This is a genomic window from Salmonella sp. NW177, from assembly GCF_051811585.1.
Classification (GTDB): Bacteria; Pseudomonadota; Gammaproteobacteria; order Enterobacterales; family Enterobacteriaceae; genus Salmonella; species Salmonella enterica.
The window spans coordinates 197,476-222,782 of sequence record NZ_JAMMZV010000008.1 but is presented as its reverse complement, the minus strand read 5'-3'; the positions used below and the strand labels follow the sequence as shown (position 1 = coordinate 222,782).

General features: G+C 52.2%; 22 protein-coding genes and 1 pseudogene. 12 read left to right on the top strand and 11 right to left on the bottom strand.

Annotated elements, in window-relative coordinates:
• Window positions 1–45: 45 nt before the first annotated feature.
• The 3 genes from caiB to caiT all read right to left on the bottom strand — a co-directional run bounded on the left by caiB (window position 46) and on the right by caiT (window position 4,069).
• Window positions 46–1,263 (bottom strand): L-carnitine CoA-transferase, encoded by a 1,218-nt coding sequence (gene caiB / locus NA986_RS20810; RefSeq protein WP_001016212.1) that lies wholly within the window; start codon window positions 1,261–1,263, stop codon window positions 46–48.
• Between the two features lie 111 nt (window positions 1,264–1,374).
• Window positions 1,375–2,517: a crotonobetainyl-CoA dehydrogenase gene (gene caiA / locus NA986_RS20805; RefSeq protein WP_000347134.1), complete on the bottom strand. Its 1,143-nt coding sequence runs from the start codon at window positions 2,515–2,517 to the stop codon at window positions 1,375–1,377.
• A 34-nt stretch (window positions 2,518–2,551) separates the two neighbouring features.
• Complete coding sequence (caiT, locus tag NA986_RS20800) at window positions 2,552–4,069, bottom strand: L-carnitine/gamma-butyrobetaine antiporter (protein WP_000787073.1); 1,518 nt, start codon at window positions 4,067–4,069, stop codon at window positions 2,552–2,554.
• A gap of 480 nt (window positions 4,070–4,549) precedes the next feature.
• On the opposite strand from caiT, the gene NA986_RS20795 reads away from it, so the two are divergent.
• The 7 genes from NA986_RS20795 to NA986_RS20765 all read left to right on the top strand — a co-directional run bounded on the left by NA986_RS20795 (window position 4,550) and on the right by NA986_RS20765 (window position 10,419).
• On the top strand, window positions 4,550–5,320 hold the full coding sequence (locus tag NA986_RS20795) for an electron transfer flavoprotein FixA (protein ID WP_000692185.1): 771 nt from the start codon (window positions 4,550–4,552) through the stop codon (window positions 5,318–5,320).
• A 15-nt stretch (window positions 5,321–5,335) separates the two neighbouring features.
• A complete protein-coding gene (locus tag NA986_RS20790; RefSeq protein WP_001032187.1) occupies window positions 5,336–6,277 on the top strand; it encodes an electron transfer flavoprotein subunit alpha/FixB family protein in 942 nt (313 codons plus the stop codon).
• Window positions 6,278–6,326: 49 nt separating this feature from the next.
• Entirely contained in the window at window positions 6,327–7,613 is a 1,287-nt protein-coding gene (locus tag NA986_RS20785) for an FAD-dependent oxidoreductase (protein WP_001287774.1), read from the top strand.
• Entirely contained in the window at window positions 7,610–7,897 is a 288-nt protein-coding gene (gene fixX, locus NA986_RS20780; RefSeq protein WP_023216334.1) for a ferredoxin-like protein FixX, read from the top strand. The genes NA986_RS20785 and fixX overlap by 4 nt, the downstream gene beginning before the upstream one ends.
• A 146-nt stretch (window positions 7,898–8,043) precedes the next feature.
• Entirely contained in the window at window positions 8,044–9,384 is a 1,341-nt protein-coding gene (locus NA986_RS20775; RefSeq protein WP_001187057.1) for an MFS transporter, read from the top strand.
• 88 nt (window positions 9,385–9,472) lie between these two features.
• Entirely contained in the window at window positions 9,473–9,703 is a 231-nt protein-coding gene (locus tag NA986_RS20770) for a YgdI/YgdR family lipoprotein (protein ID WP_001172089.1), read from the top strand.
• A gap of 299 nt (window positions 9,704–10,002) precedes the next feature.
• On the top strand, window positions 10,003–10,419 hold the full coding sequence (locus tag NA986_RS20765) for a hypothetical protein (protein ID WP_052932291.1): 417 nt from the start codon (window positions 10,003–10,005) through the stop codon (window positions 10,417–10,419).
• A 223-nt stretch (window positions 10,420–10,642) separates the two neighbouring features.
• On the opposite strand, the gene srfN is transcribed toward NA986_RS20765, so the two are convergent.
• Window positions 10,643–10,933: a DUF1471 family virulence protein SrfN gene (gene srfN / locus NA986_RS20760; RefSeq protein ID WP_000710533.1), complete on the bottom strand. Its 291-nt coding sequence runs from the start codon at window positions 10,931–10,933 to the stop codon at window positions 10,643–10,645.
• 897 nt (window positions 10,934–11,830) lie between these two features.
• Here srfN and NA986_RS20755 point away from each other — a divergent pair.
• On the top strand, window positions 11,831–13,720 hold the full coding sequence (locus NA986_RS20755) for a sulfatase-like hydrolase/transferase (protein ID WP_000066316.1): 1,890 nt from the start codon (window positions 11,831–11,833) through the stop codon (window positions 13,718–13,720).
• 351 nt (window positions 13,721–14,071) lie between these two features.
• On the opposite strand, the pseudogene NA986_RS20750 reads toward NA986_RS20755, so the two are convergent.
• Window positions 14,072–14,152 (bottom strand): annotated as a pseudogene (locus tag NA986_RS20750) (hypothetical protein); the annotation flags it as partial.
• 121 nt (window positions 14,153–14,273) lie between these two features.
• On the opposite strand from NA986_RS20750, the gene kefF reads away from it, so the two are divergent.
• The 3 genes from kefF (at window position 14,274) to folA (ending at window position 17,337) form a co-directional block, all read left to right on the top strand.
• Window positions 14,274–14,804, top strand: coding sequence for a glutathione-regulated potassium-efflux system oxidoreductase KefF (gene kefF, locus NA986_RS20745; protein WP_000600706.1), 531 nt, complete (start codon window positions 14,274–14,276; stop codon window positions 14,802–14,804).
• Window positions 14,797–16,659, top strand: a complete 1,863-nt coding sequence (gene kefC / locus NA986_RS20740; protein ID WP_000377163.1) for a glutathione-regulated potassium-efflux system protein KefC — start codon at window positions 14,797–14,799, stop codon at window positions 16,657–16,659. The genes kefF and kefC overlap by 8 nt, the downstream gene beginning before the upstream one ends.
• Window positions 16,660–16,857: 198 nt before the next feature.
• Window positions 16,858–17,337 carry a type 3 dihydrofolate reductase gene (folA, locus tag NA986_RS20735; protein ID WP_000624379.1) on the top strand — a complete coding sequence of 160 codons (480 nt, stop codon included), beginning with the start codon at window positions 16,858–16,860 and terminating at the stop codon, window positions 17,335–17,337.
• Window positions 17,338–17,442: 105 nt separating this feature from the next.
• Here the strand turns inward: folA and apaH are convergent, their stop codons facing one another.
• The 6 genes from apaH to lptD are packed head-to-tail and all read right to left on the bottom strand — an operon-like array spanning window position 17,443 to window position 24,189.
• Entirely contained in the window at window positions 17,443–18,291 is an 849-nt protein-coding gene (gene apaH, locus NA986_RS20730) for a bis(5'-nucleosyl)-tetraphosphatase (symmetrical) ApaH (RefSeq protein ID WP_000257211.1), read from the bottom strand.
• A gap of 10 nt (window positions 18,292–18,301) precedes the next feature.
• Window positions 18,302–18,679, bottom strand: coding sequence for a Co2+/Mg2+ efflux protein ApaG (gene apaG, locus NA986_RS20725; protein ID WP_000610894.1), 378 nt, complete (start codon window positions 18,677–18,679; stop codon window positions 18,302–18,304).
• 2 nt (window positions 18,680–18,681) lie between these two features.
• Window positions 18,682–19,503: a 16S rRNA (adenine(1518)-N(6)/adenine(1519)-N(6))-dimethyltransferase RsmA gene (gene rsmA / locus NA986_RS20720; protein ID WP_001065397.1), complete on the bottom strand. Its 822-nt coding sequence runs from the start codon at window positions 19,501–19,503 to the stop codon at window positions 18,682–18,684.
• The gene (pdxA, locus tag NA986_RS20715; RefSeq protein WP_000093001.1) at window positions 19,500–20,489 is read right to left on the bottom strand and encodes a 4-hydroxythreonine-4-phosphate dehydrogenase PdxA; all 990 of its coding nucleotides are present in this window, start codon (window positions 20,487–20,489) and stop codon (window positions 19,500–19,502) included. The genes rsmA and pdxA overlap by 4 nt, the downstream gene beginning before the upstream one ends.
• Entirely contained in the window at window positions 20,489–21,775 is a 1,287-nt protein-coding gene (surA, locus tag NA986_RS20710) for a peptidylprolyl isomerase SurA (RefSeq protein WP_000800482.1), read from the bottom strand. Before surA ends, pdxA begins: the two co-directional genes overlap by 1 nt.
• Window positions 21,776–21,828: 53 nt before the next feature.
• Entirely contained in the window at window positions 21,829–24,189 is a 2,361-nt protein-coding gene (lptD, locus tag NA986_RS20705) for an LPS assembly protein LptD (protein WP_000746116.1), read from the bottom strand.
• A 253-nt stretch (window positions 24,190–24,442) separates the two neighbouring features.
• Here lptD and djlA point away from each other — a divergent pair, with 253 nt between their 5' ends.
• Window positions 24,443–25,255 (top strand): co-chaperone DjlA, encoded by an 813-nt coding sequence (djlA, locus tag NA986_RS20700; RefSeq protein WP_001200591.1) that lies wholly within the window; start codon window positions 24,443–24,445, stop codon window positions 25,253–25,255.
• The last annotated feature ends 52 nt before the right edge of the window (window positions 25,256–25,307 follow it).

Here is a 25,307-nt window from a genome sequence, read left to right as displayed (position 1 = left end):
AATCAGGCGTGAGCGCTAACCGGAAAACCGATTAGCGCATCGCGTTTAATCCTCAACTTTGGCCAGGCCTTTGCCGACCAGTTCCTTAATATCTGCTTCGCTATAACCAATGTTTTTCAGAATGGCGGCGGTATCCATGCCGTGTGACGGCATGCCACGCCAGATTTTCCCCGGGTTGTTTTTAAATTTCGGCATGATGTTCGGCCCTTTACAGGTGCGACCGTCCATTGTTTGCCACTGAGTAATCGATTCGCGGGCAACGTACTGCGGATTACCTTCCAGTTCCGGAATGGTGAGCACCTTCGCACAGGCGATATTCAGCTCAGCAAAGCGCGCCTGAACGTCGGCGATAGTGTGTGTTGCCAGCCAGGCGTCCAGTTTCTCTTCGACGAGCGGGCCGTAAGGGCATTCCACGCGATGGATGAGCTGCGTGCCTTCCGGAACTTCCGGCGTACCGAGAATATGGGCCAGGCCAATATCTTTAAAACACTCGTTGATTTGCGTGATGCCGACCAACTCCATGACGATGTAACCATCGGCGCATTTATACAGGCCGCAACCGGCGTAGTAGGGGTCTTTCCCTTTCGTCATACGTGGACAGATTTCGCCGCCGTTGAAGTAGTCCATCATGAAGTACTGACCCATGCGCAGCATCACTTCGTACATGGCGATATCGATGCTTTCACCTTTACCCGTTTCGCGTACTTTGTGCAGGGCTGCCAGCGCGGCTGTCGTCGCGGTCATCCCGGAGAAGTAATCGGCGGTATACGGGAAGGCTGGCATCGGCTGATCAACGTCGCCGTTTTGGATCAGATAACCACTGAATGCCTGCGCGATGGTGTTATACGCCGGAAGATTGGTGTACTCCTCGGTACCATACTGGCCGAAGCCGGAAAGGTGGGCAATGACCAGTTTCGGGTTATGTTCCCACAGCACTTCATCAGTAATACCACGGCGGGCAAAGGCCGGTCCTTTACTGGCTTCAATGAAAATATCGGTGGTTTCCATCAGTTTCAGAAACGCTTCCCGACCTTCATCTTTGAAAATATTCAGCGACAGGGCGTGCAGGTTGCGGCGTGAGAGCTGCGGGTAGTTAGGCTGTACGCGGATGGTATCGGCCCATGCGACGTTTTCAATCCAGATAACCTCGGCGCCCCATTCGGCGAACATCTGTCCGGCGAATGGACCGGCGATTTCGATTCCCGAAAAAACAACGCGTACCCCAGCAAGCGGGCCAAAGGTTGGCATTGGTAAATGATTCATCATTTTTCTCCTGGCATTTTTTGCGGTATGTAGGCCGGATAAGCACAGCGCCATCCGGCATGATTGCCTGATGGCGACGCCCCGCGTCTTATCAGGCCTACAAGGGATCGATTAGCGGTATTGCTTGAGTACCGCACGACCCAACGTCAGGATCTGCATTTCGTCAGAACCACCAGAAACACGGTCAACGCGCAGGTCACGCCAGAAACGCGTGATGCGGTGGTTGCCCGCGATACCAACACCTCCCAGTACCTGCATGGCGGTGTCTACCACTTCAAACGCGGCGTTGGCGCAGAAGTATTTGCACATTGCCGCGTCGCCGGAGGTAATAGTGCCGTTATCTGCTTTCCACGCGGCTTCCAGCAGCATATTTTTCATGGAGTTCAGTTTGATCGCCATATGCGCAAACTTCTCCTGAATCAGCTGGAAACGGCCAATAGCTTCACCAAACTGCACGCGCTGATTCGCGTAACGCGCAGCGTCTTCAAAAGCGCACATTGCGGTACCGTAGTTGGTCAGCGCGACGAGGAAGCGCTCATGGTCAAACTCTTCTTTCACGCGGTTGAAGCCGTTACCTTCCCGACCGAACATGTCTTTCTCGTCCAGTTCAACGTCGTCAAAGGTGATTTCACAGCAGCTGTCCATGCGCAGACCGAGTTTCTCCAGTTTGTTGACCTTGATACCTGCTTTGCTCATGTCCACAAACCACTCGGTGTAAACCGGTTTATCCGGCGATGCACCGTCTCTCGCCATGACCACGATGTACGGGGTATAGGCGCTACTGGTGATAAAGCACTTACTGCCATTGAGATAAACCTTACCATTTTTGCGCGTATAAGTGGTTTTCAGACTACCAACATCCGATCCCGCTCCTGGTTCGGTGATAGCAGAGTTCCACATCTGCTTACCGGTGCCCCGGAAGGCCATGATTTTATCAATTTGCTCCTGAGTCCCTTCACGCAGGAAAGTGTTAAAACCTCCCGGCAATTGGTACAACACGTAAGTTGGCGCGCCAAGACGTCCCAGCTCCATCCAGACGGCGGCGACGGTAACAAAACCCGCTTCCAGACCGCCGTGTTCCTCCGGGATCAGCAGGCTATCAATACCCATATCCGCCAGCGCTTTTACAAAACGCTCAGGGTAGACGCTGTCACGATCGCACTCGGCAAAATAAGCTTCCCAGTTCTCACTGGCCATCAGTTCGCGAATACCGGCGACAAACAGCTCCTGTTCGTCATTTAAGTTGAAATCCATCTTTCAGCCTCTTGATCAATTGGGTTAATAAGAATTACTTGTCTTTCCAGTGCACTTTGGCGTCTTTAATAAAGGACAGCGTCACCATAATGTTGACGAAGAACAGCGGACATCCTCCGGCGATAATCGCGGTCTGAATCGGCTTCAAACCACCCAGCGCCAGCAGAACGATACCGATGATGCCGACCAGCACCGACCAGCCGATACGCACTAACAGAGGCGGCTCTTCACCATCGCGAACTTCGCGACAGGTCGACATCGCCAGGGTGTAAGAGCAGGCGTTAATCAGCGTGACGGTGGCAATAAAGCAGAGGATGAAGAAGCCCCACATGGTGGCGGTGCTGAGCGGCAAGGCGGCCCAGGTTTCGATAATGGCGCGCGCCACGCCGTGTTGCTCAATCAGTTGCGGAATGTTGAGGATGTTTTTATCCATCAGCAGCAGCGTGTTGCTGCCCAGCACTGTCCACAGGATCCAGGTAGACGCGGTCAGACCCATCACCATCCCGAAGCACAGTTCACGTACGGTACGACCACGGGAAATACGGGCCAGGAAGATACTCATCTGGATGGCGTAAATAACCCACCACGCCCAGTAGAAAACGGTCCAGCCCTGTGGGAAGCCGCCTTTACCGATGGCGTCGGTATAGAACAGCATCCGTGGCAGATGCATTAACAGCATCCCGACGGAGTCGGTGAAGTAGTTCATGATGAAGCTGGCGCCGCTGACGATAAACACCCAGCCGAGCATCAGGAAGCTCAGGTAGCTACGCACATCGCTGGCGATTCTGACCCCTTTTTGCAGGCCGCAGGCCACGCAAATCGCGTTCAGAATGATCCAGCAGGTAATGATGATGGCATCCAATTGCAGCGTATGCGGAATACCGAACAGCCATTGCATACACTCGGTGACCAGCGGGGTAGCCAGACCGAGGCTGGTGCCCATCGCGAAGATCAGCGCCACCAGGTAGAAGTTATCGACGATGGTACCGAACAACCCTTTCGCATGCTTTTCACCGACGAGCGGTACCAGCGTGGAGCTGGGGCGGATGACATCCATCTTGCGTACAAAGAAGAAGTAGGCGAAGGCCACGGAAAGGAAGCTATAGGTTGCCCACGGTAGCGGCCCCCAGTGGAACAGGCTGTACGCCAGGCCTATCTCTTTCGCGCCCGTGGAATTTGGTTCCAGGCCGAACGGCGGGGTGGAGATATAGTAGTAGATCTCAATAGAGCCCCAGAACAGAACCGCAGCGGATGTACAGGAGGCGAACATCATGAAAATCCAGCTGGCGGTGCTAAACTCCGGTTTTTCGTCACCTAATCTCTTTTTGGCATAGGGGCCAAAAACCAGCCAGAACCAGCCGAAGAGCATGACGACCATATACCATTCAAATGCCCAACCCCAGACGTTGGTGACATAACTGAATACCGCATTAATAACGACGTTAGCGGCATCAAGATCTCTGACTGTTAGCCAGCAAAGTATCCCGACAATTATTAATGGCGGAAAAAAAACCTTCGGTTCAATTCCCGATTTTTTCTTTTCATTTTTCATAAGTGAATTCCAGTGTGAAAACGAAATTTATTTAGCGTGCCAGTCCATGAACGTTTGTTTATTTATTATTAATGATTTGTTGATAAGTTTTTAACCTCTGGGACGCCTCAATGAGTAACTCATGATGGGTATTCACTTCGGGGGATTCTGTTATCTTCGTCACACTTTTTTGCGTTGATTATTTTGTGTCTAAATTTTTATTTTTGCTTTATTTATCAATTAGTTGATTGTGATTTTTTAAGTTTTTTAAGTGTCTGACGTTCAATATTGTTGAGCCAGCAAACAATATTGAAAATTTTCATATTTGGCATATTTCTTTCAATATTGGTGAGGTGCGTAACACTATTGAAAGTTACGAATATCAATGTGTGACATTTTCAATATTGGTGATTAAGGTTTTATTTCCGAATTAAAGAGCGTGATATCTGTATTTAACACCGCCGATATAAATACGTTTCCTTCATGATTTCTGGAGATGCAATGAAGATAATTACTTGCTACAAATGCGTACCTGATGAGCAGGATATTGCGATTAATAATGCTGACGGAACACTCGATTTCAGCAAAGCGGATAGCAAAATCAGCCAATATGATCTGAATGCAATTGAAGCTGCTTGCCAGTTAAAACAGCAGTTGGGAGACGCTCAGGTTGTCGCCATGAGCGTTGGCGGCAAAGCGCTGACTAATGCAAAAGGGCGCAAAGATGTCCTCTCTCGTGGCCCTGATGAACTGATTGTGGTCATTGACGATCAATTTGAGCAGGCGCTGCCGCAACACACCGCTACCGCGCTGGCCGCCGCGGCGCAAAAATCAGGTTTCGATCTACTTATCTGCGGCGACGGTTCTTCCGATCTTTATGCTCAGCAGGTTGGTTTGCTGGTGGGCGAAGCGCTGAACATTCCGGCGATTAACGGCGTGAGTAAAATCCTCTCTCTTACCGACAGCACATTGACAGTAGAACGCGAACTGGAAGATGAAGTTGAAACGCTGAGCATCCCGCTCCCGGCGGTGATCGCGGTTTCCACCGACATTAACACCCCACAAATCCCTTCGATGAAAGCCATTCTTGGCGCGGCGAAAAAACCGGTTCAGGTCTGGTCGCCTGCGGATATCGGGCTGAACAGCGTACCCGCGTATTCCGCACAACAGGTTGCCGCACCGAAGCAGCGCGAGCGTCAGCGTGTGGTGATTGAAGGTGACGGTGAAGAACAAATCGCCGCGTTTGTCGAGAATCTGCGCAAAATCATTTAATTATCAGGGGATGTTATGAACAAATTTTCCAGTGTCTGGGTATTCAGCGATACCCCTTCTCGTCTGCCCGAACTGATGAGTGGCGCGCAGGCTGTAGGTGAAAAAGTTAACGCGTTCGTACTGAACGAAGCGGACAGCGCGACAGCATGCCATTTGGGCGCGGATCATGTCTGGCTGCTCAGCGGCAAACCAGAAGACCGCATGATCGAAGACTACGCTGCTGCGATGGCTGAGACTATTCGTCAGCATAGCGAGGGCGGCGCGGTGCTGCTGCCGAATACGCGTCGGGGCAAGCTGTTGGCGGCAAAGCTGGGCTATCGCTTGTCGGCTGCGGTTTCCAATGACGCCAGCGACGTCGCCCTGCAGGATGGAAAAGCGGCGGTTAAACATATGGTCTACGGCGGTCTGGCGATAGGGGCAGAAACCATCGCTTCGCCGTTTGCCGTGATCACACTCAGCAGCGGAACGTTTGACGCACAACAACCGGATGCTTCTCGCAGCGGCGAGATGCACACCGTGCAGTGGCAGGCTCCGGCCATTACCGTGACCCGCACCGCAACCCAGGCGCGTCAGAGCAACAGCGTTGACCTCGACAAAGCGCGTCTGGTGGTCAGCGTGGGACGCGGCATCGGCAGCAAAGAGAATATCTCGCTGGCCGAAGCGCTGTGCCAGACCATCGGCGCCGAGCTGGCCTGTTCCCGCCCGGTGGCGGAAAACGAGAAGTGGATGGAGCACGAGCGCTACGTCGGTATCTCCAACCTGATGCTCAAACCTGAACTGTATCTGGCGGTGGGGATCTCCGGGCAGATCCAACACATGGTCGGCGCCAACGGCGCGCAGACGATTTTCGCCATCAACAAAGATAAAAACGCGCCAATCTTCCAGTATGCGGATTTTGGCATCGTTGGCGATGCGCTGAAGATCCTGCCTGCGCTGACGGCTGCCTTAGCGCGATAAACCATTTCGGGCAGGATGCGAAGGTATCCTGCCGCTGACAGGAGTACGTATGTCCGAAGATATCTTTGATGCCATTATCGTGGGTGCAGGTCTGGCCGGTTCGGTTGCGGCGCTGGTGCTTGCTCGCGAAGGTGCACAGGTGCTGGTTATCGAGCGCGGCAATTCTGCTGGCGCGAAGAATGTCACCGGTGGGCGTTTGTATGCACATAGCCTGGAACGCATCATTCCCGGCTTTGCGGATCAGGCCCCCATTGAACGCATGATCACCCACGAAAAACTCGCCTTTATGACCGACAACGGGGCGATGACTATCGACTACTGCAATGGTGAAGATGCTTCAGCGTCGCAGGTTTCCTATTCCGTCTTACGCAGTAAATTTGACGCCTGGCTGATGGAGCAGGCCGAAGAGGCGGGGGCGCAACTGATCACCGGTATTCGCGTGGATAACGTTGTTCAGCGTGATGGCAAAGTCGTGGGCGTGGAAGCCGATGGCGATATTCTGGAAGCCAAAGTCGTGATCCTCGCTGACGGGGTGAATTCTCTGCTGGCTGAAAAGCTGGGCATGGCCAAGCGTGTTGAGGCATCGCATGTTGCCGTCGGTGTGAAGGAACTGATCGAATTGCCGAAGTCGGTCATTGAAGATCGTTTCCAGCTACAGGGCAACGAAGGTGCCGCCTGTCTGTTTGCCGGGGCGCCAACCGATGGTCTGATGGGCGGTGGCTTCCTGTATACGAATGAAACAACCCTTTCCCTGGGGCTGGTCTGCGGACTTCATCATCTGAAAGACGCGAAAAAATCGGTCCCGCAAATGCTGGAAGATTTCAAACAGCATCCGGCAGTTGCGCCGCTGATCGCCGGTGGCAAGCTGGTGGAATATGCCGCACACGTTGTACCCGAGGCGGGAATGAATATGCAGCCTGAACTGGTGGGCGATGGCGTACTGATTGCCGGGGATGCTGCCGGCATGTGTATGAACCTCGGCTTTACCATCCGGGGTATGGATCTCGCCATATCCGCAGGCGAAGCGGCGGCGAAGACGGTGCTTTCGGCGATGAAGCGTGACGATTTTAGCAAGCAGTCGCTGGGGGAATACCGTCAGCATCTGGACGAAGGTCCGATGCGCGATATGCGTATGTATCAGAAACTACCGGCTTTTCTTGATAATCCCCGCATGTTTACCGCTTATCCCGAAATGGCGGTCAGTATCGCGCGCGACCTGTTCACCGTGGATGGCTCCGCTCCGGTGCCGATGCGTAAAAAAATCCTGCGCCATGCGAAGAAAGTGGGCTTCATCAACCTGATGAAAGATGGCCTGAAAGGAGTGACCGTATTATGACATCTCCCGTTAATGTGGACGTCAAACTGGGCGTCAATAAGTTCAATGTGGATGAAGACAGTCCGCACATCATTCTCAAAACCGATCCTGATAAACAGGCGCTGGAGGTACTGATTAAGGCCTGTCCGGCGGGACTGTATAAAAAGCAGGACGACGGCAGCGTTCGTTTTGATTACGCCGGGTGCCTGGAGTGCGGAACGTGCCGGATCCTCGGCCTTGATATGGCGCTGGAAAAATGGGAATACCCGCGCGGGACGTTTGGCGTGGAGTTCCGCTACGGCTAATAAGTACGAAGTTGTGCCCCCGTAGGCCGGATAAGATGCGGTAGCGTCACCATCCGGCAATCATGTGGCGCCAATGCCGGATGGCGGCGGAAACGCCTTATCCGGCCTACAGATGCGCTTTGCCCGTGTTGAAACAGGACATCACCATGCAGCAGCCCAGGAACTTTGATGACCTTAAATTCTCCTCCATTCATCGCAGAATTATGCTGTGGGGAAGCGGCGGCCCGTTCCTTGATGGCTACGTGCTGGTGATCATTGGCGTGGCGCTGGAACAACTGACGCCGCTATTGCACCTTGATGCTGAATGGATTGGCGCGCTCGGCGCGGCTACGCTTGCCGGACTGTTTATCGGCACCTCGTTGTTTGGCTATATTTGCGATAAAGTCGGGCGGCGTAAAATGTTCCTGCTTGATATTATCGCTATCGGCGTTATCTCCGTGGCGACCATGTTTGTTTCCACGCCGCTTGAATTACTGGTGATGCGCGTTTTAATTGGCATTGTTATCGGCGCGGATTACCCTATCGCCACTTCCATGATTACGGAGTTTTCCAACACCCGCCAGCGCGCGTTCTCCATCGGTTTTATCGCCGCGATGTGGTACGTCGGCGCGACCTGCGCCAACCTGGTGGGCTACTGGCTGTATGACATGGAAGGCGGCTGGCGTTGGATGCTTGGCAGCGCCTTTATCCCGTGCTTAATCATTTTGATTGGCCGCTTTGACCTGCCGGAATCGCCACGCTGGCTATTGCGAAAAGGACGGGTAAAAGAGTGTGAACAAATGATGATCAAACTGTTCGGCGAACCGGTCTGCTTTGACGATGAGCCGCCGCAGGAGACCCGCTTCCTGCAGTTGTTTAACCGCCGTCATTTTCCGTTTGTACTGTTCGTTGCGGCTATCTGGACCTGTCAGGTAATCCCGATGTTCGCTATCTATACCTTTGGGCCGCAGATCGTCGGGTTACTCGGCTGGGAACAGGGGCGCAACGCGGCGCTCGGCAATGTGGTGATTAGCCTCTTTTTTATGCTGGGCTGTATACCGGCGATGTTTTGGCTAAACAGTATTGGCCGTCGCCCTCTGCTTATTGGCAGCTTCGCCATGATGACTATCGCGCTGGCGCTACTGGGGCTGGTGTCAAATCTGGGCATCATACTGGTCGTGGTGGCGTTTGCGGTATACGCCTTCTTTTCCGGCGGACCGGGCATACTGCAATGGCTTTATCCTAATGAACTCTTCCCGACGGATATTCGCGCTTCGGCCGTGGGGGTCATCATGTCATTAAGCCGCATCGGAACCATTGTCTCCACCTGGGCATTACCGATTTTCATTACTCGTTACGGTATTAATAACGTCATGCTGATTGGCGCGTTGATTTCGTTAGTCGGGCTTGGCGTATCGGTGATGTTTGCCCCGGAAACTCGCGGCTTGACGCTAACACAGACCGGAAACATGACTTTGCGCGGAACGCCATCGGATAACCCTCGTTAAGAGTGTTCTGCATTTCTCCCTGCTTTTCGCCAATAACGCTACAGTTAACAGTCACATGCTAAAACAACTGAAAAGCAGGGAGAACACCATGCAAAAACGTCTTATGACCGCACTGTTTACCGCAGCAACACTATTCACCGTCGCAGGATGCTCTTCTAACCAGGCGGTTGAAACCACGGATGGCAAAACTATTGTCACCGACGGGAAACCCGAGGTCGATAACGATACCGGTATGGTGTCTTACAAAAACGCCGCCACCGGGAAAACCGAACAGATTAACCGCGATCAGCTGAAAAATATGAGCGAGCTGGATAATTAATTCAATTTTTTCTGGTTAGCCGCGCAATAATATTCTCTCTTTATGCGCATCCATTTATTCCCATGCGAATAAACGGATGCCTGAACAGGCAGGGACGCCGGAAAACGTCGAAATACGTTAGACCATTCGCCCGTGTTCCCGCTTTCCCCACCGCGCTGTCCGCTTACATGAGGTTACACTCATCGACATTTCTCTGAACAGCGGCTCAACATTTCCCGGAAAAAAACATATCGCAGGGCATTTATCCTTATGATTAGGTATAAATGATGAGGTATAAGGAACAGGAGTCTGTAATGAAACTGAAACTAATACCTTTTTATTTGCTCGCGCTATTTTCTGCCGCCTCCGGGGCTACGGAGATAAACGCCTGCAAAGACCTGATCGGAACATGGAAAACCACGGCAGATAACCCGCCTTATACCATGACAATATTGCCGCCAGTAGAAGGCTGCGGGGAAAAGTGTGTGAAACTGAACGTACGGTATGAACTTGACGTGACTCACCGCAACGCGCTTTATTGCCATGAAGGACAAGAGGGGGTAAAAGGGCAGGGACCCATGGTGATAGCATTTGAAGGGGCGTATGGTGGACACGCTATTGGAACCTATAACCGACAGCTGCAATTACTTTGGGCTGGCGTAATACCGAAAAATAAAAAGGGGAAATGGATAACGAAAATGGAAAATTACTGGTTCAGGCAGGTAAAAGCGCACTAAATATTACCTTAAAACAGCCCGCAAAACCGTCTTATTTACGAAGGGCTTACTGCCTGCGCGCGCACATTCCAACGGCTTGCCTGCCCCGGATGAACTGTTGATAAAAAAGAGGGCCAGCATCTGTTTCCAGACGGCCCTGAGTGGATTGTGACGTAACATGGCACCTTGCTGGCGCTCTCTTATTATTTCATGCCTGTGCCCTCGTTATGGCGCAATCAGAGCTTTATTTCGTCGCATCGTTATAAACCTCGGCAACGGCTTCAAAATTCGGACCATGCTCACGTGCAGCGATAATATGATAATATTTTCCGCCTTTCGCATCGGCTAATTCTGACAGTTTTTCGCGTAGATCAGAGGGTGAGGAAATCTGCCCGCCACTCTGGGACACATTTATGGTGCCGACCTTAACCAGTTTGAAGTGGCTGATTTCTTGCTTAGAGACCTGCTCTGCCGCAAGCGTGCTGAATGAAGCAACCGTTGCCAGTAATGCGGCGGCAATAATGCATTTTTTCATGGTTCTGTTCCTGTTGCATTGATGATAAGGTTTGCGCAATATCAGTAATCCGTAACGAAATTATTTATCCCCTTCATACTTCAAGTGGCTTACGGGTTGGCTACGGATTACTCGGCCCACCCATGGGCCTCGCCCTGACGGGCCGTCGCACGCGACGTTCAAATCTGCTCCCGGCAAATTTGTCGCTCACCTCAATCACATAATTATCTATGCTCCTGGGGACTCACTCCCTTGCCGCCTTTAAGCAACTCGAATTATTTTGGGTAATAACCTCGGTTGATTATCTGAAAATAGCCTTATTTGGTGTGACCGTCTTATATCTTGTTATAGTCACCTCTTTATGTTGTTGTCAATGTAAAATAATGCACTGCCAGCTAAAAAGAAACTTAACCCCCTGTAAATAATAGTTTTTATATTATTTTTTTTAATGGCGTAATTTTTATTGAATCACGCGGCAATACGCTAGTTTTATTCATAAGCAACATAACAGAATTGAGTTATGTTTTAATTTCCCAGAGTGATATTACCGGTTGTATGTCTATGGTTGCGCGGCCTGTTACTGATAGTGTTTCTTTCGGGGCGATTTTATTGTAGCGGCATAGGGTAATCACCGTAGTTGAAGGGAAAAGGCACGAACACAGAGCTATAGAGTATGTTTAATAATGTATTTTTTTATGAAGTAATGTCTGCAGTTGTATCTCTAAAATAAAAACAATGAACTTTTCATCTAAATAATTTTTCAATGAATTATGCTCATTTATTAATATATTTCTAATTTGAAATACAAATCAATTTATAACACATATTCTTACCCGGAAGGCATTGATACATATCCACGCTTCCTCGTACAGTAATAAATGAATATGTGATAAAGTTACTGACTACAGGTATAATAATATGAGTAATAAAAAAAATCTGTCCGCAGAAGAGACGGATCTTACGCGTAGGAAACTGTTAACCAGCGCCGGTATTCTTGCCGCCGGCGGTATGCTATCCGGCGCGGTAAAAGCTGATGAAAAATGTGCCGTCAAGGCGAAACCGGCGTGGGATAAACCGTTTACCGGCGAAATCCCGGAAAAATTGCCAGAAGGATATAATATTCTGTTAGTCGTGACCGACCAGGAGCGTTTTTTTCCTACGTTTCCTTTCCCGGTACCCGGCAGAGAGCGGCTCATGAAAACGGGGGTGACATTCTGTAATCATCAGAATACCAGTAATGTCTGTACGCCTTCCCGCTCCGTATTGTATACCGGCTTACATATGCCCCAGACAAAGATGTTTGATAATCTGGGATTGCCCTGGATGCCTTATGACCTTGACCCCGCTCTTGGAACCACAGGCCATATGATGCGGGAACTGGGATACTATACGGCCTATAAAGGTAAGTGGCATCTTACAGAAAAACTGGAGAAGCCTTTGCCTGACGAAAAAGATGAGGATATTGATGTCGGGGATATTCCCGAACCAGAATTACATAAAATTATGGAAAAATATGGTTTTGCTGACTATCACGGCATCGGCGATATTATAGGCCATAGTAAAGGCGGCTATTTTTATGATTCAACCACCACGGCTCAGACTATAAATTGGTTAAGATGCAAGGGGCAGCCCTTGAATGACCAACACAAGCCCTGGTTCCTGGCCGTTAACCTCGTTAATCCTCATGACGTCATGTTTATTGATACCGATAAAGAGGGAGAAAAGGTACAGTGGCGTGGCGAGTTGGATCAGGATGATAATACCCTGGCGCCCACGCAGCCGCCGGAAAACGAGCTTTATCAGGCAAGCTGGCCGAACTATCCGCTGCCGGCAAACAGGCATCAATCATTCAATGAGCAGGGAAGACCGCCGGCGCATCTTGAATACCAGACGGCGCGCGCTGCGCTGGAAGGGCAGTTTCCTGATGAAGATCGTCGTTGGCGTAAACTGCTTGACTACTATTTCAACTGTATCCGCGATTGTGATACTCACCTTGACCGGATATTAAATGAACTTGATGCCCTCAAGTTAACTGATAAAACGATTGTTGTATTTACTGCCGATCATGGCGAATTAGGCGGAAGCCATCAGATGCACGGTAAAGGCGCTTCCGTTTATAAAGAACAGATCCATGTACCGATGATTATTTCCCACCCGGCGTACCCCGGTAATAAGAAATGTCAGGCGTTGACCTGTCATCTTGATATCGCGCCGACATTAGTTGGACTGACCGGTTTGCCGGAAGAAAAACAGCACCAGGCGTTAGGCAACCGCAAAGGCGTTAATTTTAGCGGATTGCTAAAAAACCCGGAGGGCGTTGCGGTTAATGCGGTGAGAAATGCCAGCTTATATTGCTATGGCATGATCTTGTATACCGATGCCCATTATCTCCACCGCGTTATCGCGCTACAAAGAGATAAACAAAAAACGGTGGCGCAAATCAAGCAGGAAATATCCCATTTGCATCCTGATTTTAGCCATCGTTCAGGGACGCGGATGATTAACGATGGCCGTTATAAGTTTGCGCGTTATTTCTCGCTAAGGGAGCATAATACGCCGGAAACCTGGGAGGATCTTATTAAGTACAACGATCTTGAACTTTACGATCTTAAAAATGATCCCGATGAGAACCATAACCTTGCTGCTGATAAACAGAAATATCAGGATCTCATTCTTACGATGAATGAAAAACTGAATAAAATTATCAAGGACGAAATTGGCGTGGATGACGGCAGTTTTATGCCGGATGCGGCCCGTGAGCCGTGGGATCTTACCATTGAGCAGTTTAACCGCATGGCGAAAGATTAAGAGCCTGGCCCATTAGGCTATTTTATTCGCCATTTTGGGTCCGGGCAGTGCTCAAAATCCTCACGTACTACGTGTACGCTCCGGTTTCTGCGCGCTGGTCGGCCCCAAACTGGATTCAACAATTACGCCTGGTGGGCCAGGCTCTAAGTACCTGACCCATTAGGTTAATTTATGCGTCGGCGATCTGGCATCCAGCGTGTCTGGAGGTTCAGATGCTGTTGGCGCTGCGCTTATTGGGCCTGTGTCATCATGTAATGGATTGATATTACAGTCATTACAGGCAAATTTAGCGCAGCGCCGCCCGACAAGAAGGCCTTAAACCGGTTGGTCAGCGATTTAAGGCTGCCATCATCACCAACCTTTCCACACCGGATCGCGCTTTTCCGCAAACGCCTGCGGCCCTTCGAGAGCGTCTTCCGGGGGCAGGATGGCGTCAACTCCTGGCTGGCGTTAATTCAATTTTTTCTGATTAGCCGCTCAATAATATTCACTATTAGCCTGGCGAATTTGTCACTACACTTTGTAATAAAAAACAGATCATCACAGGCTAATCATGATCCTCATTATTTATGCGCATCCGTATCCGCATCATTCTCATGCGAATAAGCGGATGCTTGAACAGGCAGGGACGCTGGAAAACGTCGAAATACGTTCGCTTTATCACCTCTATCCCGATTTCAATATTGACGTTGCCGCCGAACAGGAGGCGCTGTCGCGCGCGAGTCTTATCGTCTGGCAGCATCCGATGCAGTGGTATAGCGTCCCTCCTTTACTCAAATTATGGATGGATAAAGTCCTCACCCACGGCTGGGCTTACGGTCATGGCGGTACGGCATTGCACGGTAAACATCTGCTGTGGGCGGTAACGACCGGCGGTGGTGAAAACCACTTTGCTATCGGCTCCCATCCCGGATTTGACGTCCTTTCTCAGCCGCTACAGGCGACGGCGCTCTATTGCGGCCTCAAATGGCTGCCGCCGTTTGCCATGCACTGCACGTTCATTTGCGATGACGACACCTTACAGGCGCAGGCGCGTCAGTATAAACAGCGTTTACTGGCATGGCAGGAGGTGAATCATGGATAGCCATACTCTACTGCAGGCGCTGATCTATCTTGGTTCGGCGGCGCTGATTGTGCCGATTGCGGTACGTTTGGGCTTAGGATCGGTGCTGGGGTATCTGATTGCGGGTTGCATTATCGGCCCCTGGGGGCTACGGCTGGTAACGGACGCCGAATCTATTCTGCATTTTGCGGAAATCGGCGTCGTGCTGATGTTGTTTGTTATTGGGCTTGAGCTGGACCCGCAACGGTTATGGAAGCTGCGCGCCTCGGTATTTGGCGGCGGCGCGTTACAAATGGTGGTCTGCGGCGGACTGATTGGTCTGTTCTGCATGTTTCTTGGCCTGCGTTGGCAGGTGGCGGAACTGATTGGCATGACGCTGGCGCTTTCGTCCACGGCTATCGCCATGCAGGCAATGAATGAGCGTAACCTGACCGTTTCGCAAGTAGGGCGTAGCGCATTTGCAGTGCTCTTGTTCCAGGATATCGCGGCGATCCCGCTGGTGGCGATGATTCCGCTGCTGGCCGCCAGCGGCGCATCCACCACGCTTGGCGCGTTTGCGCTATCGGCGTTGAAAGTCGCAGGCGCGTTGGCGCTGGTGGTGTTGCTGGGACGCTACGTTACGCGCCCGGCGCTGCGCTTTGTCGCGCGTTCTGGTTTGCGGGAGGTGTTCAGCGCCGTGGCGCTATTTCTGGTGTTTGGTTTCGGCCTGTTGCTGGAAGAGGTTGGGCTGTCAATGGCGATGGGCGCGTTCCTGGCGGGCGTTCTGCTGGCGAGTTCAGAATATCGTCATGCGCTGGAAAGCGATATTGAACCCTTTAAGGGGTTGCTGCTGGGGCTGTTCTTTATTGGCGTCGGCATGTCGATTGATTTCGGCACGCTGGTGGAGAATCCGCTGCGCATTCTGCTGTTGTTGGCCGGTTTTCTGGCAATCAAAATCGTCATGCTGTGGCTGGTCGCGAGGCCCCTGGGCGTACCGGCAAAACAGCGTCGCTGGTTTGCCGTCTTATTAGGCCAGGGAAGTGAGTTTGCGTTTGTGGTTTTTGGCGCGGCGCAAATGGCGGATGTACTTGAGCCGGAATGGGCAAAAGCGCTGACGCTGGCGGTCGCGCTGTCGATGGCGGCAACGCCGATTTTTCTGGTGCTGCTGACGCGCATGGAGAAGACCGCGACGGGGGAAGCGCGCGAGGCGGATGAAATCGACGAAGAGCAACCGCGGGTTATTGTGGCCGGGTTTGGACGATTTGGTCAGATAGCCGGGCGTTTGCTGCTGTCGAGCGGGGTGAAGATGGTGGTGCTCGATCACGACCCCGATCATATCGAAACGCTGCGTAAATTCGGCATGAAGGTTTTTTATGGCGACGCGACGCGTATGGATTTACTGGAATCTGCCGGAGCGGCGAAGGCGGAGGTATTGATTAACGCCATTGACGATCCGCAAACCAATTTGCAACTGAGTGAACTGGTGAAGTCGCATTTCCCGCATCTGCAGATTATCGCCCGCGCCCGTGATGTCGATCATTACATCCGCCTGCGCCAGGCTGGTGTGGCGATGCCCGAACGTGAAACCTTCGAAGGCGCGCTCAAAAGCGGGAGACAGGCGCTGGAAGCGCTGGGGCTGGGGCGTTATGAAGCCCGCGAGCGCGCGGATCTGTTCCGTCATTTTAATACCCGGATGGTGGAAGAGATGGCGAAAGGGGAAAACGATCCGTTATCTCGTGCCGCCGCCTATAAACGTACCAGCGCGATGTTGAGCGAAATTATTACCGAGGACCGGGAGCATCTGTCGTTGATTCAGCGCCACGGCTGGCAGGGAACGGCTGAGGGCAAACATTCCGGGGAGGCCGCTGATGAACCCGAGGTCAAACCGTCAATCTAAAGTAAAAAATGTGATGTTCTGCAAACTTTACTGCTAATTGGCTGTTTTTGAACTACTGTAATGCTGGCGCTCCACATCAAATGAGTGGCGTCGCCAGCAGAACGAAAAATTTTCGTGCTCATCCTCTTTTCGTCAGTCGACGAAAGATTGCGCTTTACGTATAGTGGCGGCAATTTTTTTTGTATCAGGAAATAATTAATGATCAGTCTGATTGCGGCGTTAGCGGTGGATCGCGTCATCGGTATGGAAAACGCCATGCCGTGGAACCTGCCTGCCGATCTCGCCTGGTTTAAACGTAACACGTTAAATAAACCTGTCGTCATGGGACGTCACACCTGGGAGTCCATCGGACGCCCCTTACCGGGACGTAAAAATATTGTTATCAGCAGCCAGCCGGGCACCGACGATCGCGTGCAGTGGGTGAAGTCTGTCGATGAGGCGATTGCCGCTTGCGGCGATGCGCCGGAAATTATGGTCATTGGCGGCGGGCGCGTGTACGAGCAGTTCCTGCCAAAAGCGCAGAAGCTTTATCTGACGCATATTGATGCGGAAGTCGAAGGCGATACCCATTTTCCGGATTATGAACCGGATGACTGGGAATCGGTATTCAGTGAGTTTCACGATGCCGACGCGCAGAATTCTCACAGCTATTGTTTCGAGATTCTGGAACGTCGTTAACGCTGTAGTGCCGGATGGCGGCGAAACGCCTTATCCGGCCTACTCTTGAGCCAGATGTAGCCGGATGTAGGCCTGATAAGCGTAGCGCCATCAGGCATAAACCTATCAGGCGTTGACCGCTTCGCCTTCGCCCATATCCATCTGGCGGTTTGACGGCTGCACAAAATACTGTTTATCTTCCCAGCGTAAACAGGTCAACTCCCCGCCCCAGCAGCAGCCGGTATCCAGCGCGTAAATACCTTCCGGCGTCCCTTTCCCTTCCAGCGACGCCCAGTGCCCGAACGCAATACTGTAAGCCTCGCTCACCGGCCCCGGAATGGCGAACCACGGCTTCAGCGGCGCAGGGGCATTTTCCGGCGACGCTTTACTGTACATATCCAGTTGACCGTTAGGAAAGCAGTAACGCATACGGGTAAAGGCATTAGTAATAAAGCGTAGCCGCGCCAGACCGCTTAACTCCGGCGACCAGTTATTCGGCATATCGCCATACATCGCGTCGAGGAAAAACGGGTACGAGTCGCTCGACAGCACCGCTTCAACATCGCGGGCGCACTCTTTTGCCGTCTGCAAATCCCACTGTGGGGTAATACCCGCATGCGCCATGACCAGCTTTTTCTCTTCATCTACCTGTAACAGCGGCTGACGGCGTAACCAATTCAACAGCTCATCGGCGTCCGGCGCTTCAAGAAGCGGGGTCAGCCGGTCTTTAGGTTTGTTGCGGCTAATCCCGGCGAATACGGCCAACAGGTGTAAATCGTGATTCCCCAGCACCAAACGCACGCTATTGCCAAGCGATTTGACGTAGCGTAACACGTCCAGCGAACCGGGACCGCGGGCGACCAAATCGCCAGTCAGCCACAGAGTGTCTGTATCTGGCGTAAATTCCACTTGCTGTAATAAGGCGATCAGTTCGTCGTAGCAACCGTGAACGTCGCCGATGAGATAAGTTGCCATTGTTATAATTTTAGTGAATGAGTGTAGGGACGGCGAGTCGAAACACGGGAATGTCGATGGTAAAGGCGTCGCCATTTTCATCGATCATTTCGTAATGACCCTGCATGGTGCCCAGCGGCGTTTCAATTACCGCGCCGCTGGTGTACTGATACTCTTCGCCAGGCGCAATGCGCGGCTGGACGCCAACCACACCTTCGCCCTGGACTTCGGTTTCACGGCCATGACCATTGGTAATCAGCCAGTAGCGGCCCAATAGCTGCACTGGCGCCCGGCCCAGATTGCGGATGGTTACGGTATAGGCAAAAACGTAACGTTCATCGTCAGGTGAGGATTGCGCCTCAATGTAGACGCTTTGCACCTGAATACACACTCTGGGCGAATTGATCATGTTTAACTCTCCTTCAAAGGCGCGTTTTCCGACAGATAGTTGGCCATCTGGCAGTACTGCGCGACAGAGATATTTTCCGCGCGCATTGCCGGGTCAATACCCATTTCCGTCAATGTCTCAACGCTAAAAAGATTGCCGAGACTGTTACGGATCGTTTTACGGCGCTGGTTAAAGGCCTCGGTGGTAATACGGCTCAACACGCGAATATCTTTAACCGGGTAAGGCATTGTTGCGTGTGGAACCAGACGCACCACGGCGGAGTCCACTTTGGGCGGCGGCGTGAAGGCGGATGGCGGCACTTCAAGCACCGGGATCACCTGACAGTAATATTGCGCCATCACGCTTAAACGACCATACGCTTTGCTGTTCGGCCCTGCAACCAGACGATTTACCACTTCTTTTTGCAACATAAAGTGCATGTCGGCAATGGCATCAGTATAGCTAAAGAGATGGAACATCAGCGGGGTGGAGATATTATAGGGCAGATTGCCGAACACACGCAGCGGTTGGCCCAACTGCGCAGACAGTTCGCCAAAGTTCATGGTCATGGCGTCCTGCTGATAAATAGTCAGCTTCGGCCCTAAAAACGGATGGGTTTGCAAACGCGCCGCCAGATCGCGGTCAAGTTCAATGACCGTGAGCTTATCCAGTCGTTCGCCGACCGGCTCCGTCAGCGCCGCCAGACCGGGGCCGATTTCAACCATCGCCTGGCCTTTTTGCGGATTAATAGCAGAAACAATACTGTCGATCACAAACCGATCGTTGAGAAAGTTTTGCCCGAAGCGTTTACGGGCTAAATGGCCCTGATGGACTCGATTATTCATTGGGTATTAACAATCATTTTGATGGCGAGATTAAGCGCCGTAATAAAACTGCCGACATCCGCTTTTCCACGACCTGCCAGTTCAAGCGCGGTACCGTGGTCAACGGAGGTTCGAATAAAAGGTAGGCCGAGCGTAATATTCACTCCCCGACCGAATCCCTGGTATTTTAGCACGGGCAGGCCCTGATCGTGGTACATCGCCAGCACCGCGTCGGCATTATCGAGATATTTGGGTTGAAACAGGGTATCAGCAGGTAGCGGCCCGTTGAGTTTCATTCCCTGCGCCCGCAGCTCGTCGAGCACCGGAATGATGGTGTCTATCTCTTCCGTGCCCATATGACCGCCTTCGCCCGCGTGCGGATTCAGGCCACAGACAAGAATGCGCGGTTCGGCAATACCAAATTTGGTCCGCAAATCGTGATGCAAAATAGCAATCACTTCGTGCAAAAGCGCAGGGGTGATGGCGTCTGCAATCGCCCGTAGCGGCAGATGCGTGGTCGCCAGCGCCACGCGAAGTTCTTCGGTTGCCAGCATCATCACGACTTTTTTCGCCTGCGAACGCTCTTCGAAAAACTCGGTATGACCGGTAAACGGAATGCCTGCGTCGTTAATAACGCCTTTGTGCACGGGGCCTGTGATCAGCGCGGCAAATTCACCGTTCAGACAGCCATCACACGCTCGCGCCAGCGTCTCTACCACGTAGGGGCCATTTTCTACCGTCAACTGACCGGGGATGGCAGGCGCGCGCAGTGAGACCGGCAATAGGGTCAGCGTTCCCGCGGGCTGCGGCGCAGCGGGGACATCAGGCGAGTAAGGGAGAAGCGAGAGGGGCAGGCCGAGCATGGCGGCCCGCTCCGTCAGGAGCGCGCCGTCCGCACAGACGACCAGTTCAATCGGCCACGCGCGTTGCGCCAGTTGGACGACAAGATCGGGGCCAATCCCGGCGGGTTCGCCGGGAGTGATAACAACGCGTTGCGCACTGCTCATTAGTTACTCAAAATCTTAACGTAAGCGCTGGCGCGCTGTTCTTGCATCCAGGTCGCCGCTTCTTCTGAGAATTTACGGTTCATCAGCATACGATAAGCGCGATCTTTCTGCGCCGCATCGGTTTTGTCTACCTTACGCGTATCCAGCAATTCGATCAGATGCCAGCCAAAAGAGGAGTGTACCGGCGCGCTTATTTGGCCTTTATGCAGCTTCGTCAGCGCGTCGCGGAACGCCGGATCGAAAATATCTGGCGTAGCCCAACCCAAATCACCGCCCTGGTTAGCGGAGCCCGGGTCCTGAGAGTACTCTTTCGCCGCAGCGGCAAATGTGGTTTTACCACTCTTAATGTCAGCCGCGATTTCTTCCAGCTTCAGGCGCGCCTGCTGATCGTTCATGATAGGCGACGGCTTAAGCAGAATGTGACGAGCGTGAACTTCGGTCACGGAGATACTCTGGCTCTGACCGCGCAGGTCATTTACTTTCAGAATGTGGAAGCCGACGCCGGAGCGAATCGGGCCGACAATGTCGCCTTTCTTCGCGGTGCTCAGCGCCTGGGCGAAAATCCCCGGCAGCTCCTGGATACGGCCCCAGCCCATCTGACCGCCTTTTAGCGCCTGCTGGTCGGCAGAGTAGGTAATCGCCAGTTTGCCGAAATCTGCGCCGTTACGCGCTTCTTCAACAATGCTTTCCGCCTGGCGCTGCGCGTCGTTAACCTGCTCGGAGGTTGGGTTTTCCGGCAGAGCAATCAGGATATGGCTCAGGTTCAGCTCGGTGCTGGCGTCGTTTTGGGTGCCAATCTGTTTTGCCAGCGCGTCAACTTCTTGCGGCAAAACGGTGATACGGCGACGAACCTCATTGTTGCGCACTTCAGAGATAATCATCTCTTTACGAATCTGGTTACGGTAGGTTGAATAGTTCAGCCCATCGTAAGCCAGACGGCTGCGCATCTGATCCATCGTCATATTGTTTTGTTTGGCGATGTTGGCGATGGCCTGATCCAACTGCTCATCCGTGATCTTCACCCCCATCTTCTGACCCATCTGCAGGATAATTTGATCCATAATCAAACGTTCCAGGATCTGGTGACGCAGCGTGGCGTCGTCCGGAAGCTGCTGACCTGCCTGACCCGCGTTGAGTTTGACTGATTGCATTAAGCCATCAACGTCGCTTTCCAGCACGACGCCATTATTGACGACGGCTGCGACTTTATCGACTACCTGGGGGGCAGCGAAACTGGTATTCGCGATCATGGCGATACCGAGAAGCAGCGTTTTCCAGTTCTTCATACTTTTTCCATTTCAATTAACCGCAATGCGGATTACGTTGTAAATCAATCAGATTACATAGAGCTTTGGTACGGCAGAATGTTCGAACGCAACATTTCTTGCGTGCCGAGGCCGTAGTTAGAGCTCAAACCGCGCAGCTCAATGTTGAAGCCAATCGCGTTATCATAAATCGCGTGTTGTTTATCGTTATCCCAACCGTTCAGCTTACGTTCGTATCCGACGCGGATCGCATAGCAGCAAGAGTTGTACTGCAAGCCGAGCATCTGGTCTGCAGGTTTGCTCGAATTGGTATCGAAGTAGTACGCGCCGACAATCGACCAGCGATCGGCAATCGGCCAACTTGCCACCGCGCCCACCTGATTGATGCCGTTTTTATACTGCTCTGCCGTGGAATAATACGAAGGCAACGTAGCCTGAATATATTCCGGGCTGGCATAGCGGTAGTTCAACTGTACCAGACGATCCTGATCCCGACGGTATTCGAGGCTGCTGCTGCTGGTAGCGACGCTATCCAGACGGGTATCGTACTGCACTCCGCTACGCAGCCCCCAGCGTTCTGAAATACGCCAGTAAGTGTCGCCTGCCCAAACCAGCGAACCGGTTTTGTCGTCATTCTCCCATTTAATGTTGTCATCGCCGGTGCGAGACTCCGTGAAATAGTAGATTTGACCAACAGAAACGTTAAAACGTTCAACGGCGGCATCATCATAAATGCGTGTTGTGACGCCGGTCGTGACCTGGTTGGCGGAAGCAATACGGTCGAGACCGCCATAAGTGCGGTCGCGGAACAGGCCGTTATAGTCGGATTGCAGCAAAGAAGAATCGTAGTTATAGATGCCGCTCTGGTCGCGGTACGGCACATACAGGTACTGCACGCGTGGTTCCAGCGTCTGGGTATACCCCGGCGCCAGCATCGCCATATCGCGTTCGAAGATGAGCTTACCGTCGACTTTAAACTGCGGCATGACGCGGTTAACCGAATCTTCCAGCTTATTTTTATTGTTTGGATCGCTGTTATAGCTGTCCAGATTCGTTTGCTGATAGTGCGTCGCCATCAGCTTCGCTTCGGTGTTCAGGCTGCCCCAGCGGTTGGAGAGCGGCAAATTGATGGTTGGCTCCAGGTGGACGCGGGTCGCTTCCGGCATATTGTCTTTGGTGTTAACAAAGTGCACCGCCTGGCCGTAAATCCGGGTATCAAACGGCCCGAGATCGTTATGGTAGTAGTTAACGTCTAACTGCGGCTCCGCAGAGTAGCTGCTGGTGTTTTGATCGTTAAAGACCTGGAATTGTTTGGTCGACACCGTAGCGTCAAAGTTTTGTACGGCGTAGCCGACGCTGAATTTCTGCGTTGCGTAGCCGTCGGTACTGGAACCGTACTTACTGTCGAAATCATTAAAGTAGCTGGAGTCGCTGACTTTGGTGTAATCGACGTTAAAACGCCACACCTGATCCATCACGCCTGAGTGCTGCCAGTAGAATAACCAGCGGTGCTTATCGCCCTCTTTGGGATGATCGTCCTCGTAGACTTTATCAGAAGGCAGATAATCTAATTCCATCAACCCGGCGCCTGCCTGCGTGAGATAACGGAATTCGTTCTCCCACATAATATTGCCGCGGCGGTGCATATAGTGCGGGGTGATGGTGGCGTCCATATTGGGCGCGATGTTCCAGTAATACGGTAAGTAGAACTCGAAATAGTTCTTGGTCGTGTATTTCGCGTTCGGGATCAGGAAACCTGAGCGACGTTTGTCACCGACGGGTAGCTGTAAATAGGGGCTATAAAAGATCGGAACCGGACCTACTTTAAACCGGGCGTTCCAGATCTCCGCAACCTGTTCTTCACGGTCATGGATGACTTCACTCCCCACCACGCTCCAGGTATCGGAGCCAGGCAGACAGGAGGTAAAGCTGCCGTTTTCCAGAATGGTATAACGGTTTTCGCCGCGCTGCTTCATGAGATCGGCTTTACCGCGCCCCTGACGGCCCACCATCTGGTAATCGCCTTCCCAGACGTTCGTGTCTTTGGTGTTCAGGTTCGCCCAGCCCTTCGGCCCTTTAAGGATGACCTGATTGTCATCATAATGCACATTACCCAGCGCATCGACGGTGCGTACAGGTTCCGGCTGACCTTCCGCCTGCTTCTGATGAAGCTGCACTTCATCCGCTTGCAGGCGGCTATTCCCCTGCATAATGTCCACGTTGCCGGTAAAAACGGCATCGTCCGGGTAGTTACCTTTAGCGTTATCGGCATTGATAGTAACCGGCAGATCGTTGGTATCGCCTTTTACCAGAGGACGATCGTAGCTCGGCACGCCCAACATACACTGTGAGGCGAGATCGGCTGCCAGCCCCTGATGACTATAAAGGGCGCTGGCGATCATGGTGGCCAGAAGAGTGGGAATACGTTTTTTCATACGTTGTATTTATTGTTCCATCATCGGTAGCGTTGCGCGTGACAAACGGTCACAGCCTAACTTACTCATCTTCGCTGCGCCAGTGTTAATCCTGCCGTTTAGCGTCTGTGGTGTTAGGCACGGCATTGAATGACAGGTATGATAATGCAAATTATAGGCGATGTCCCACAATTGACCGTAGCCTTCATTCGCAGAAAAGCACCTTATTTTGTGGGAGATAGCCTCACCGATAGCGTAACGTTTTGGGGAGTCTATGCAGTACTGGGGAAAGATAATTGGCGTCGCCGTAGCCCTGATGATGGGCGGCGGCTTTTGGGGCGTGGTCCTGGGTCTGCTGGTGGGCCATATGTTCGACAAAGCCCGCAGTCGAAAAATGGCGTGGTTTGCCAACCAGCGGGAACGGCAGGCGCTGTTTTTTGCCACCACCTTTGAGGTAATGGGCCACTTAACCAAATCAAAAGGACGGGTGACGGAAGCGGATATTCATATCGCCAGTCAGTTGATGGATCGTATGAATTTACACGGCGATTCACGTACTGCCGCGCAGAACGCCTTTCGGGTCGGAAAAGCGGATAATTACCCATTACGTGAAAAGATGCGGCAGTTTCGTAGCGTCTGCTTCGGGCGTTTTGATCTGATCCGGATGTTTCTGGAAATTCAGATCCAGGCGGCGTTTGCCGATGGCTCGCTACACCCTAATGAGCGGGAAGTGCTGTATGTGATTGCGGAAGAGTTAGGTATTTCCCGCATACAGTTCGATCAGTTTCTGCGCATGATGCAGGGCGGCGCGCAGTTTGGCGGCGGTTATCATCAACAGTCCGGCGGCGGCTGGCAGCAGGCGCAGCGCGGCCCGACGCTGGAAGATGCCTGTAATGTGCTGGGGGTTAAAACCACCGACGATGCAACCACCATTAAACGCGCTTATCGCAAACTGATGAGCGAGCATCATCCGGACAAACTGGTCGCGAAAGGTTTACCGCCGGAAATGATGGAGATGGCGAAGCAAAAAGCGCAGGAAATTCAGAAAGCGTATGAGCTAATCAAAGAACAGAAAGGCTTCAAGTGATTGAATTGCCGGATGCGACTAGCGCCTTATCCGGCCTACGTTAATGAATGTA